This is a genomic window from Nesterenkonia halobia (genome assembly GCF_039536005.1).
GTDB classification, from domain to species: domain Bacteria; phylum Actinomycetota; class Actinomycetes; order Actinomycetales; family Micrococcaceae; genus Nesterenkonia; species Nesterenkonia halobia.
Map to the genome: position 1 here is coordinate 80,683 of NZ_BAAAYG010000005.1, position 12,318 is coordinate 93,000.

At 73.1% G+C, this 12,318-nt stretch carries 11 protein-coding genes; 8 read left to right on the top strand and 3 right to left on the bottom strand.

Annotation, left to right across the window (positions count from 1 at the left end; genetic code table 11):
- Positions 1–194: 194 nt before the first annotated feature.
- Positions 195–1,544 carry a phosphoglucosamine mutase gene (glmM, locus tag ABD652_RS06935; RefSeq protein WP_344719622.1) on the top strand — a complete coding sequence of 450 codons (1,350 nt, stop codon included), beginning with the start codon at positions 195–197 and terminating at the stop codon, positions 1,542–1,544.
- A gap of 4 nt (positions 1,545–1,548) precedes the next feature.
- On the opposite strand, the gene mscL is transcribed toward glmM, so the two are convergent.
- Complete coding sequence (gene mscL / locus ABD652_RS06940; RefSeq protein ID WP_344719624.1) at positions 1,549–1,983, bottom strand: large conductance mechanosensitive channel protein MscL; 435 nt, start codon at positions 1,981–1,983, stop codon at positions 1,549–1,551.
- A gap of 151 nt (positions 1,984–2,134) precedes the next feature.
- Between mscL and ABD652_RS06945 the strand changes: the two genes are divergently transcribed.
- On the top strand, positions 2,135–3,448 hold the full coding sequence (locus ABD652_RS06945; RefSeq protein WP_344719626.1) for a CapA family protein: 1,314 nt from the start codon (positions 2,135–2,137) through the stop codon (positions 3,446–3,448).
- A 57-nt stretch (positions 3,449–3,505) separates the two neighbouring features.
- Here ABD652_RS06945 and ABD652_RS06950 read toward each other — a convergent pair whose 3' ends face one another.
- Complete coding sequence (locus ABD652_RS06950) at positions 3,506–4,378, bottom strand: M15 family metallopeptidase (protein WP_344719628.1); 873 nt, start codon at positions 4,376–4,378, stop codon at positions 3,506–3,508.
- A 103-nt stretch (positions 4,379–4,481) separates the two neighbouring features.
- The gene (coaA, locus tag ABD652_RS06955) at positions 4,482–5,549 is read right to left on the bottom strand and encodes a type I pantothenate kinase (RefSeq protein WP_153142896.1); all 1,068 of its coding nucleotides are present in this window, start codon (positions 5,547–5,549) and stop codon (positions 4,482–4,484) included.
- 23 nt (positions 5,550–5,572) lie between these two features.
- Between coaA and glmS the strand changes: the two genes are divergently transcribed.
- The 6 genes from glmS (at position 5,573) to tsaE (ending at position 12,132) form a co-directional block, all read left to right on the top strand.
- Entirely contained in the window at positions 5,573–7,444 is a 1,872-nt protein-coding gene (gene glmS, locus ABD652_RS06960) for a glutamine--fructose-6-phosphate transaminase (isomerizing) (protein WP_344719631.1), read from the top strand.
- Between the two features lie 165 nt (positions 7,445–7,609).
- Positions 7,610–7,966: a holo-ACP synthase gene (locus ABD652_RS06965; protein WP_344719633.1), complete on the top strand. Its 357-nt coding sequence runs from the start codon at positions 7,610–7,612 to the stop codon at positions 7,964–7,966.
- A gap of 2 nt (positions 7,967–7,968) precedes the next feature.
- Positions 7,969–9,756, top strand: a complete 1,788-nt coding sequence (locus ABD652_RS06970; protein ID WP_344719635.1) for an NAD(P)H-hydrate dehydratase — start codon at positions 7,969–7,971, stop codon at positions 9,754–9,756.
- 32 nt (positions 9,757–9,788) lie between these two features.
- Positions 9,789–10,232 carry a hypothetical protein gene (locus ABD652_RS06975; protein WP_344719637.1) on the top strand — a complete coding sequence of 148 codons (444 nt, stop codon included), beginning with the start codon at positions 9,789–9,791 and terminating at the stop codon, positions 10,230–10,232.
- A gap of 26 nt (positions 10,233–10,258) precedes the next feature.
- Positions 10,259–11,503, top strand: a complete 1,245-nt coding sequence (gene alr / locus ABD652_RS06980) for an alanine racemase (protein ID WP_344719639.1) — start codon at positions 10,259–10,261, stop codon at positions 11,501–11,503.
- Entirely contained in the window at positions 11,500–12,132 is a 633-nt protein-coding gene (tsaE, locus tag ABD652_RS06985; RefSeq protein ID WP_344719641.1) for a tRNA (adenosine(37)-N6)-threonylcarbamoyltransferase complex ATPase subunit type 1 TsaE, read from the top strand. The genes alr and tsaE overlap by 4 nt, the downstream gene beginning before the upstream one ends.
- Positions 12,133–12,318: the final 186 nt, after the last annotated feature.

A 12,318-nucleotide genomic window follows, 5' to 3' on the forward strand; every position in this document is an offset into this window, starting at 1 on the left:
ATCGCTCGGATCCACCGGCGCTGAACTGCGCTCGCGGATCGACGAAGGCCCCGAGGACTCCGGTCCTCGGGGCCTTCGTGCGTCCGCCGGAGGGGCGGGTGGGGCGGCGATCCCGGGGCGGCCGGTCCCCGGGGCTCCGGCGCCCCCGCGGCGTGCGCGGCTCCGGCCCTCGGTCGGCGCTAGACTTGATCTCCATGGCACGACTCTTCGGAACCGACGGAGTGCGCGGGGTGGCCAATGAGCTGCTCACCGCCGAACTCACGCTCAGACTCTCCCAGGCGGCCGCCGCGGTCCTCGGCGCCGACGTCCCCGAGGGGCGGCGCCCGCTGGCCGTCGTCGCCCGTGACCCGCGCATCAGCGGCGACTATCTCGCCGCCGCCGTCGAGGCCGGACTGGCCAGCTCCGGGGTGGACGTCCACGACGCCGGCGTGCTGCCGACTCCGGCGGCCGCCTTCCTGGTCGCCGACATCGACGCCGACTTCGGCGTGATGATCTCGGCCTCGCACAATCCGGCCGAGGACAACGGCATCAAGTTCCTCGCCCGCGGCGGACAGAAGCTCGACGACGCCGCCGAGGACGCCATCGAAGACCGCATGGGCCAGGACCCGCCGCGACCCACCGGCGGCGACGTCGGGCGCGTGCGGCGCTTCGCCGACGCCGAGGACCGCTACCTGGTCCACCTGCTCGGCACGCTGGACGGCACGCGGCTCGACGGGCTGAAGGTCGTGCTGGACTGCGCCCACGGCGCCGCCAGCGGCTGTTCGCCGCAGGTCTTCACCGATGCGGGCGCCGAGGTCGTGGTGATCGGCGCCGACCCCGACGGCCTCAACATCAACGACGGCTTCGGCTCGACCCACCTGGAGAATCTCCAGGAGGCGGTGGTCAGCCACGGCGCGGACCTGGGCATCGCCCACGACGGCGACGCCGACCGCTGTCTGGCCGTCGACCACGCCGGCGCCATGGTCGACGGCGACGAGATCATGGGCATCCTGGCCGCCAAGCTGCAGGCGGAGGGCCGGCTGGCCGACGACACGCTCGTCGTCACGGTGATGAGCAACCTGGGCCTGAAGCTCGGCATGCGGGCCGCCGGCGTGCAGATCGTCGAGACCGGCGTCGGCGACCGCTACGTGCTGGAGGCCATGCGCTCCGGGGGATACTCGCTCGGCGGCGAGCAGTCGGGCCACCTGATCCTCTCCGAGCACGCCACCACCGGCGACGGCGTGCTCACCGGTCTGCAGCTGGCCGCCCGCGTCGCCTCCACCGGGTCGTCGCTGCGCGAGCTCGCCGACGCGGCGATGACTCGCCTGCCGCAGGTGCTGGTCAACGTCAAGGATGTGGACAAGGCGCGGGTGAAGTCCCACGAGGCGGTCCGCAGCGCCGTCGCCGAGGTCGAAGGCCGGCTCGGCGAGGCCGGCCGGGTGCTGCTGCGTCCCTCGGGGACCGAACCGGTGGTCCGCGTGATGGTCGAGGCCACCACGGCGGAGATCGCGCGGTCCGAGTCCGAGTCGCTGGCCGAGGTGGTCCGCGCCGAGCTCGCTCTCTGAGGCCTCAGGACCGGTCTCGGGAGGACCCGGAGGAACCGGAGGAGCCGGTCTCGCGCTGCTCGGCGAGCAGATCGCGGATCTCGTGGAGCACCTGGAGGTTCGGGTCGACGTCCTCGACGGCCGCATCGCCCCGGCGGCGTTCGAGCGCTTCGCGATATCGGGTCATCGGGAGCACCACGGTGAAGTAGACGGCCGCGGCGACCAGCAGGAAGTTCACCAGCGCCGTCAGCAGCATCCCGAACTGCAGCAGGTTGCCGTTGATCTCGACGACGGCGAAGTCGTCGAAGCTCGGCGAGCCCACCAGCGCCGAGATCAGCGGCATCAGCACGTGCTCGACGAGGGCGGTGATCACTGTGCCGAAGGCGGCCCCGATGACGACGGCGACCGCGAGGTCGACGACGTTCCCCTTCATGATGAAATCTCTGAATCCGGTGAGCATCCTCCGATGCTAGCCGTCGACCGGCGTCGACGGGATCCCCGGACCTCGTCCGGGCCGTCCCGTCGCCCCCGGGCCGGCCCGGCGGCGGCCCGGCGGCGGCTCGTCGGCGGACCCGATGCGGCCGCCCGGCGTCATGGCCTACGCTCGAGCCATGGCCGCCCGCGTCGCTCGCCCCGCTCCCGTCTCCTCGCCCCGGTCCGCATCGGTGCCGACGGCGTGCGCCGGTCTGCTCACCGGGCTCCTTCTGCTGAGCTCCTGCGCGGCGGCTCCCGACGGCGGCACGGAGGAGGAACCCTCGACCGCGGCGCCGTCCTCGGGCGCGTCGTCGGGTTCTTCCTCGGACACGTCGTCGGCGCAGGCAGCGGAGCAGTTCACCGTCTTCGCCGCCGGGGACGTGCTGCCCCACGGCAATGTCCTGGCCACGGCGCAGACCGACGGCGGCGCCTATGACTTCAGCCCGATGATGGCGGAGATGCAGGACTGGGTCTCCGGGGCGGATCTGGCGCTCTGCGGCATGGAGGTCCCGGTGGCCCCGCAGGGCCAGGAGCCGATCGGCTACCCGGTCTTCGGCGCCCCGGCCTCCCTGGTCTCCGACCTCGCCGATCTCGGCTTCGACGGCTGCAGCACGGCGACCAACCACTCCATGGACCAGGGGATCGCCGGACTCGAGCGCACGCTGGACGTCTTCGACGAGCAGGGGCTGGGACACGTGGGCACCGCCCGCAGCGCCGAGGAGGCCGCGGCCCCGCAGACCTACACGCTCGAACGCGGCGGACAGGAGGTCACAGTGGCCCATCTGTCCGCCACGCGCATCCGCAACGGGGCCCACGAGCTGCCCCAGGGGCGGGACTGGGCGCTCGACGAGTCCTCGCCCGAGGAGCTGACCGCCCGCGCCCGCGCCGCCCGCGAGGCCGGGGCCGACGTCGTCCTCGCCTCGGTGCACTGGGGCGAGGAGTACACTGACGGCCCGACGGCGGCGCAGCGCTCCTACGGCGAGGAGCTGGCCGCCGGCGGCGAGATCGACGTCGTGCTGGGCAGCCATTCGCACACGCCGCAGCCGATCGAGGTGCTCGACGGCGGCCCCGACGGCGAGGGCATGCAGACCGTCTGGTCGATGGGGAACTTCCTGACCAACCAGGACGAGGAATGCTGCGTGCAGGCCACCGCCACCGGCGCGGCGGTGCTGACGACCATCACTGTGCCCGAGGACGGCGATCCGCAGGTCACCGCCATGGACTGGACTCCGGTGACAGCGGACCGCGGCCCCCATGACGAAGGCTCCCACCGCGGCATCTGGCCGCTGGACGAGCTCGTCGCCGACGGCGTCCCGGAGCAGCTGCAGCTCGGCGAGGAGCGGGTGCGCGCCCGGCTGGAGGGGATCGTCGAGGTCATGGGCGAGCAGCGCCACCGCACCGCCCCGCCCGAGCCGACCGGGCCGGAGCCCGCGGTCGAGCCGCGCCCCTGACCCGCGGGGCCGCGAAGCGGGCCGGACGACGGCGCCGGCGGGCGCGGTCCGAGCCGGTCAGCCCTCGGCGTCGGGGTACTCGGCCGCGGCCGGCTCGCCCCAGTACTCCTCCAGCGTCACGCCGGCCTGATGCACCGCCCGGGCGGTCTCGACGCCGACGTAGCGCAGATGCCAGGGCTCGTAGGAATAGCCGGTGATGTCGGCGGCGCCCTCCGGGTAGCGGAGGACGAAGCCGTGCTCGGCGGCATGCTCGGCCACCCACTCGCCCTCCGGGGTGTCGCCGAAGCAGTCCTTCAGCTGGCAGTCATGGTTCGCGGTGACGTCGACCGCCAGGCCGGTCTGGTGCTCCGAGTAACCCGGCCGTGCGGTGTACTCGTCGGCGACCTCGCGGCCCGAGGCCTCCAGCCGCTGATCGTAGAGCGCCTTCTGGTGCTTGTACGTGCGGTATGCGGTGGTCACCTTCAACACATGGTTCTGCTGCTCCGCCGCGGCGACGAGCTCCTCCAGCGCGTCGGCGGCCTGCGGCCGCATCTCCTGGCCGGGGTAGACCATCTCGACGTCCAGGGCGCGGACCTCGGGCACGTAGTCCTGCGGCTGGAGCGGATTGCGCCGGTTGACCAGCACATGCTTCGACTCCGGATCCCGGGAGGCCGAGCTCACCGCGTCTCCGGCGGATCCGCCGGTCGCGGATTCGGACGCCGCCGCCGAGGAGTCCCCGGACGGCTCGGCGGAGGATCCGGCGGAGGATCCGGCGGAGGACGTGGGGGAGGCCGTCCCCGAGTCGGCCGCCGGATCCGGGGCGGCGTCGGTGCCGCCGGCGATCAGCCGCCAGGCGCCGAGGCCCAGCGCGACCGCCAGCACGAGGGCCAGCAGAGTCGCCGCCAGGCGGCGACGGCGGGCACGGACGGCGGGCGAGGGGGATGCGGCCACAGCGGCCTCCAGGTCGACGAACAGAGTGCGACAGGCCCCACGCTAGACCATGGGGTCGACGTCGGGCCCGCGCCTCGGGGCGCCGTGCGCCGCAGGCGGTGCCTCAGACCTTGCGCAGCAGCACCCGCGAGACCGAATGGTCGCGGCTCTTGCTCATCACCAGCCGGGCCCTCGACCGGGTCGGCTGGATGTTCTCGCGCAGGTTGGGCCCGTTGATCCGGTTCCAGATGTCGGTGGCCCGCTGCACGGCCTCCTCGTCGGAGAGGTAGGAGTACTGGTGGAAGTAGCTCTCCGGATTCGCGAAGGCGCCGTGGCGCCACCGCATGAAGCGGTCCACGTACCACTGCTCGATGTGCGCCGGATTGGCGTCCACGTAGATCGAGAAGTCGAAGAAGTCGCTGAGCGCCAGTCCGGTGGTCCCGTCGGCGCGGACCCGGGCCGGCTGCAGGACGTTGAGCCCCTCGACGATCAGCACATCGGGGCTGCGGATGACGACTTCGCGGTCCGGGACGATGTCGTAGTGCAGATGCGAGTACCAGGGGGCGCGGACCTCGGGCTTGCCGGACTTGACCTCCGAGACCATGCGCAGCAGCTTCCGCCGGTCATAGGCCTCCGGGAAGCCCTTGCGCTCCATCAGTCCGCGTCGGCGCAGCTCGGCATTGGGGTGCAGGAAGCCGTCGGTGGTGACCAGCTCCACCCGCGGAGTCGACGGCCAGCGGCGCAGCAGCTCCTGCAGCACGCGGGCGCTGGTGGACTTGCCGACGGCGACCGAGCCGGCCACGCCGATGACGAAGGGCGTCCGCCGGGTGGTCCCGCCCAGGAAGTCGTTGGTGGCCGCGCGCAGATGGGCCGCCGACTCGACGTAGATGGACAGCAGCCGGCTCAGCGGCAGATAGACCTGGGCGACCTCATCCAGCGAGAGGTGCTCGCCGATGCCGCGGAGCCGGTCGACGTCGTCCTGGTTCAGCGGCTGCTCCAGCCGGTGGGCCAGCCGGGCCCAGTCGCGGCGGGCCAGCTCGACGAACGGGCTGTAATGCTCGGAGCCGCCGCGGGCCGGAGAGCCGGCCCAGGGGGCGGTGCCGGCGACCTCCGCGGGGAGCGGCCCCGTGGGGTGCGGCTCGCTGGGGATCGGCGCCGCGGGGCGCGGATCATCGTTCGAGTGCGAAGACACGGGAACACGATACGCTATGAGACATGTGTGGAATCGTCGGCTACATCGGCCGCCCCGAGAAGACATCTGACCACGCGGCGCTCGACGTCCTGCTCGAAGGACTGCGCCGTCTCGAGTACCGAGGTTACGACTCTGCAGGCGTCGCGACCGTCTCGGCCGGCAGCGTGGAGACCCGCAAGAAGGCCGGCAAGCTCGTCAACCTGGAGGACGAGATCGCCTCCAGCCCGGTCGCGGAATCGCCGGTCGGCATCGGTCACACCCGCTGGGCCACGCACGGCGGGCCGAACGACCTGAACGCCCATCCCCACCTGGGCGACGACGGCAAGCTCGCCGTCATCCACAACGGCATCATCGAGAACTTCGCCGAGCTGAAGGCCGGCCTGACCGCCGAGGGCATCACCTTCGCCTCGCAGACCGACACCGAGGTCGCCGCCCAGCTGATCGGTCACCACTTCGCCGGCGACGCCGCCGGGGACCTGACCGAGGCGATGCGTCTGGCCTGCGGGCAGCTCGAGGGCGCCTTCACCCTGCTCGCCGTCCATGCCGACCAGCCCGACCGCGTCGTCGCCGCCCGCCGCAACTCGCCGCTGGTGGTCGGCCTGGGCGAGGGCGAGAACTTCCTCGGCTCCGACGTCTCGGGATTCATCGACTTCACCCGTGAGGCCGTGGAGCTCGCGCAGGACCAGATCGTGACGATCACCAGCGAGCAGCTGGACATCATCGGCTTCGACGGCCGGCCCGCCGAGGGCCGGCGCTTCACCGTCGACTGGGACGCCGCGGCCGCCGAGAAGGGCGGCTACGACACCTTCATGGAGAAGGAGATCAACGAGCAGCCCAAGGCGGTGGAGGACACTCTGCTGGGCCGCACCGACGCCGACGGCCGCCTGGTCCTCGACGAGCTGCGCATCGACGCCGAGGACCTGAAGGCCGTGCAGAAGATCATCGTGCTGGCCTGCGGCACCGCCGCCTACGCCGGCACCGTGGCCAAGTACGCCATCGAGCACTGGACCCGCGTGCCGGTGGAGGTCGAGCTCGCCCACGAGTTCCGCTACCGCGACCCGATCATCGACGAGACGACGCTGGTCGTGTCCATCTCGCAGTCCGGCGAGACCATGGACACCCTCATGGCGGTGCGCTACGCCAAGGAGCAGGGCGCGAAGACGCTGGCCATCTGCAACACCAACGGCTCGACCATCCCGCGCGAGTCCGACGCGGTGCTCTACCTGCATGCCGGCCCGGAGATCGCCGTGGCCTCCACCAAGGCCTTCCTGGCGATGATCGCCGCCTCCTACCTGCTGGGCCTGTACCTCGCCCAGCTGCGCGGCCAGCTCTTCCAGGGCCAGATCACCGACATCCTCGCCGACCTGCACAGCATCCCCGCCAAGATCGAGCAGATCCTCGACGACTCGGGGCAGATCAAGCAGCTCGCCCGGGACATGGCCGAGACGCCGTCGGTGCTGTTCCTGGGCCGCCACGTCGGCTACCCGGTCGCGATGGAGGGCGCGCTGAAGCTCAAGGAGCTGGCCTACATCCACGCCGAGGGCTTCGCCGCCGGCGAGCTCAAGCACGGCCCCATCGCGCTGATCGACGAGGGCCAGCCGGTCTTCGTCGTCGTCCCCTCGCCGCGGGGCCGCCACTCGCTGCACTCCAAGGTGGTCTCCAACATCCAGGAGGTCCGCGCCCGCGGGGCGAAGACCATCACCGTCGCCGAGGAGGGCGACGCGACGGTCGAGGACTTCTCCGAGTCCGTCTTCCGGGTGCCGGAGACCCAGCCGCTGCTGATGCCGCTGCTGACCACGGTGCCGCTGCAGATCTTCGCCTGCGCGCTGGCCGCGGAGAAGGGCTACGACGTCGACCAGCCGCGCAACCTGGCCAAGTCCGTCACCGTCGAGTGATCGCGAGCAGGTGACCGGGCGCTGACGCGCCGGACCGCCGGGCCCCGCACCGCCCGCCGTCGTCTAGACCCTCGACGGCCGTCGGCGGCGCGGGGCCCGGCGTCGCCGTGCGGGAGCGGAGGTCGGGCGAGTGCGCCCGACGACCATGTCGAGGGAGGACCACACGTGATCATCGGGATCGGCGTCGACGTCGTCGAGGTCAGTCGCTTCGGCGACCAGCTGGGCCGTGCGCCGGGGCTGCGCGAGCGACTGTTCACCGACGCCGAGCGCGGGCTGCCGCTGCGCTCGCTGGCCGCACGCTTCGCGGCCAAGGAGGCCGTGGCCAAGGCGCTGGGCGCCCCGGCGGGGATGTCCTGGCAGCACTGCGAGATCGTCGTCGACGCTTCCGGCGCGCCGCGCGTGGCCGTCACCGGCACAGTGGAGGCCGTCGCCGAGCGGCGCGGCGTCGCATACTGGCATCTGTCGCTGTCGCACGACGGCGACGTCGCGACCGCGATGGTGGTCGCCGAGGGGAGGAGCTGATCATGAGCATGCCGATGAGGCGCAGGCCTGCGACGCGCACGACGGCGTCGAGGCCGCGGCCGACGCCGGCTCCCGCGCCGATCGCGCCCGGCGGCGCGGGCCGGTCCGGAGCGTCCGCGGCCCCCGGCGGAGCCGGGGGAGTCGGAGGGCCCGGCGGAGACGGGGGAGGACCCCGGCGCGCCGAGGTCCCGCTGATCCCGCTGCACACCGCCGCACAGGTCCGTGCGGCCGAGGCCCCGCTGGTCGAGGCCGGCCACGGCGAGACGCTGATGCGCCGAGCCGCCCACGCCCTGGCCCAGGAGGTCCTGGATCGCCTGGAGACCGGCTGCGGGCGGGTCTACGGCGCCGTCGTCGTCGGACTGATCGGGTCCGGCAGCAACGGCGGGGACGGGCTGCACGCGCTGGCGAAGCTGCGCCGTCGCGGCGTCGACGCCCGCGCGGTGCTGCTGCGCGAGGATGTGCATCCCGACGGGCTGGCGGCCTTCCGCGCCGTCGGCGGACGCACCGTCGAGGTGATCCCGGCGAGCACCGAGGTGCTGCTCGACGCGATCATCGGCACCGGATCGCGCAGCGGCTTCACCCTTCCGGACGTCGAGGGCCTCGCCGAGCTGCTGGAGTGCCGCCGGGAGTCCATCGTCGACGAGCGCCGTCCCCAGGTCGTCGCCTGCGACGTGCCCTCCGGCGTCGACGTCGACACCGGCACCGTCGCCGGCGACGTCATCGAGGCCGACTGCACGGTGACCTTCGGCGGCTGCAAGACCGGACTGGTGATCGGCGCCGGGTCGCAGGCCGCCGGCGTGGTGCGCACCGTGCCCATCGGCATCGAGGCGAACCTCGAGCTGCCGGTCCGCTGGCTGGTCGGCGAGGACCAGTCGGTGGGCTCGGAGGCCGGTCAGCGTCGTCGGCGCGGCCAGTGCGCCCCGGGCGGCGACGAGCGGCCGGCTCCGCTGGTGCGGCCGCGTCCGGCGGACGGCGACCACAAGTATTCGCGCGGGGCGGTCCACGTGATCGCCGGCTCCCGGGAGTTCCCCGGTGCCGCGCAGCTGACCTCGGCCGCGGCGGTGTCCACCGGAGTGGGCATGGTCGTGCTGCAGGCGCCGGAGGAGGTCCGCGACCGGCTGGTGACGATGATGCCGGAGGTGGTCACCACCTCCGGCCGGGGCAGCTCGGTGCTGCAGCGGGCGACGGCGGCGGCCGTCGGCCCGGGCATCGGCCGCGACGTCTTCCAGCTGGCGGCCCTGGGCCGCGCCCTGGAGTGGGCGGGGCCGGGACGACCCTGCGTCATCGACGCCTCGGCGCTGTCGCATCTCAACGACTCCTCCTTCACCGACGTCGAGCTCGGTCCGCATGTGCTGCTCACTCCGCACCTCGGCGAGATCCGCGGGGTGATGGCCGACCTCGACCGCGACGACCTGATCGAGCTGCTGGAGTCCGATCCGGCCGCCGCCGTCGAGCAGCTGGCCGAGCAGCTGGAGGTCACCGTGCTGCTGAAGGGCCCCAGCACCGTCATCGCGGCCCCGGACGCGCCGACAGTGGTCCACCGCGTCGACGCCCCGGGACTGGCGACCGCCGGCAGCGGGGACGTGCTCACCGGCATCATCGGCGCGCTGGCCGCCGTGCGGCCCGAGGAGCCGATGTGGCGCACCGCCGCGCTGGGCGTGCGCATCCATGCCCAGGCGGCCGGTCGGATCGACCCCTTCGGCTGCGGGGCCTTCGGCGCCGGACGCCTGATCGAGGCGGTCAGCCCGACGTCGGGCACTGTCGCCGTCGGCGTCGACCACCGGGCCTGAACGGCGCGGCCGCCCCGATCTGGAAGAATGTGATGACCATGACATCTGCCGCCGCTCGCCCCGGACCTCGCCACCTGCTGCGCCGCCTGATCACCGCACTGGTCGCAGTGCTGGTCGCCACTCTGGCCGTGGTGGTGATCGCGCTGCCGGTGGACCTGATGACCGGCTACCTGGCCCCGGAGACTCTGCTGTCCGGGTTCGGCGGCTATCTCTGGCTGCTGACTCCGGTCGCGGCCGTCTCCGGTCTCCTCGGCGCGGCAACGGGCACGGCCTCGCAGTGGCTCTCGGCCTCCACGCCCCGGGCCGCGGCGATGGTCTCCGGGATCACTGCGGCCGCGGTGCCGCTGCTGGCCACCTTCGCGCTGCTCTGGTCACCGCTGATCGCCGTGCTCCAGGTGCTGTGGATCGTCGTGATCGGCGTCGCCGCCGGGTGGGCCAGCTGGCACGCCGACCGGCGGGGGCGGCCGCAGTCATGACGGCCGCTCCTCGTAGAGTAGAGGGCATGAGCACCATCAGCGGCACAGCTGTGCCCGAGGTCCACGCCCCGGAGCGCGCGGCGATCATCGATCCCGCCGCCATCCGGCACAACGTGGCCACGATCGCCGCCTACGTCCGGCCCGCGAAGGTCATGGTCGCCGTCAAGGCCGACGGCTACGGCCACGGGGCGGTGACCGCCGCGCACGCCGCCGTCGACGGCGGCGCCGACTGGATCGGCGTCGCCCATGTGACCGAGGCGCTGCAGCTGCGCGCCGCCGGGATCGAGGCGCCGATGCTGGCCTGGCTGCACACCGCCCGCACCGACTTCGTCGAGGCGATCTCCCAGGACGTGGACCTGGGGATCTCCGGCTGGGAGATCGACGAGGTCGCCGCCGCGGCCGAGCAGCTGCAGACGCCGGCGCATGTGCATCTGAAGGTCGACACCGGTCTGGGACGCAACGGCTGCACGCCGGAGCGCTGGCCGGAGCTGGTGGCCCGCGCCGTCGAGTTCCAGGACCGCGGGCTGATGAGCGTGGTGGGGCTGTTCACCCATCTGGCCGTCGCCGACGAGCCCGATCGGCGGGAGACCGACGAGCAGCTCGAGGTCTATCGCTGGGCGGTGGAGACCGCCGAAGAGGCAGGGCTGAGCGTCTCGCTGCGGCATGTGGCCAACACTCCGGCCGCGCTGTCCCGGCCGGATGCGCACTTCGACATGGTCCGCGTCGGCGTCGGCGTCTACGGGCAGAGCCCCTTCGCCGACCGCTCGGCCGAGGACCTCGGGCTGGAGCCGGCGATGGAGCTGCGGACGACAGTGGCCAACGTCAAGCAGGTCCCGGCCGGGCAGGGCATCAGCTACGGGCTGACCCACCGGGTGGACCGGCCGACGTCGCTGGCGCTGATCCCGATGGGCTACGGCGACGGCGTGCCGCGGATCGCCGTCCATGCCCCGGTTCGGATCGGGGAGCGGACGTACCAGTCGGCCGGCCGCGTGGCGATGGACCAGTTCGTCGTCGACCTCGAGGACGTCGACACCGAGGTCTCAGTGGGCGACGACGTCGTGCTCTTCGGCGGCGACTCCGGCATCTCGGCCGCCGACTGGGGCACGGCCGCGCAGACGATCAACTACGAGATCATCACCCGCATCGGCTCCCGCGTGCCCCGGCAGGTGATCGATTCCGAGCGCGGCCGGCCCGACGACGTGCCGACGGGCACGGCACCGGGCACCGCAGCGGGCACGACGCCGGGCGGCACGGCCGGGGGCGCGTGGTGAGCGGGGCCGCGACGCCGGCGGATCCGCAGTGGCGGCTCGAGCGGCGGCTCGACGATCTGCAGGCCACCGAAACGTTCGCGCAGACGCTGGCCGCGGAGCTGCGCGCCGGCGACGTGCTGATCCTCACCGGCGGTCTCGGCGCGGGCAAGACGACCTTCACCCAGGCGCTGGCCGCGGCGCTGGGAGTCTCCGGGCGGGTGAGCTCGCCGACCTTCGTGCTCAGCCGGATCCACCGCGCGGAGCACGACGGGCCCGACCTGGTCCACGTCGACGCCTATCGCACCGACGCCGCCGGTGTGGAGGGCCTGGACCTGGTCTCCACGCGCGAGCGATCGGTGACAGTGGTCGAGTGGGGCCGCGGCGTGGCCGAGGAGGCGCTGGTCGGCGTCGACGGCTCCTGGCTGGACCTGGAGCTGGTGGATCCCGCCCTTCCCGCCGCCCCCGGCCCGACGACGCCGCAGACCGCCGGCTCCGGGAACGGCTCCGCGCCCTCCGACGGCGACGACGCCCCGGAGATCATCACCGACTTCTCCGAGTCGGAGGCCGATGTGCTCGGCCGCAGCCGCCGGGCGGTGCTGCGCGGCCACGGCCCTCGCTGGTCCGCCCCGCCGGCCGGTCTGCCCGGCTGAGAGTCGCCCGCTGAAGGGCGTCCACTGAGGGACGTCCACTGAGGGGCGTCCACTGATGGACGCCGGCCCGGACGCGGCCCACGGCATCGGCGAGGTCCGGAGTGCCGGTCCGGAGCACCGGTCCGTCGCGTCAGGGCTGGCGTCCGGCATGGTCTCTGACGCTCCCTCGCAGTCCTGCATGGCGCC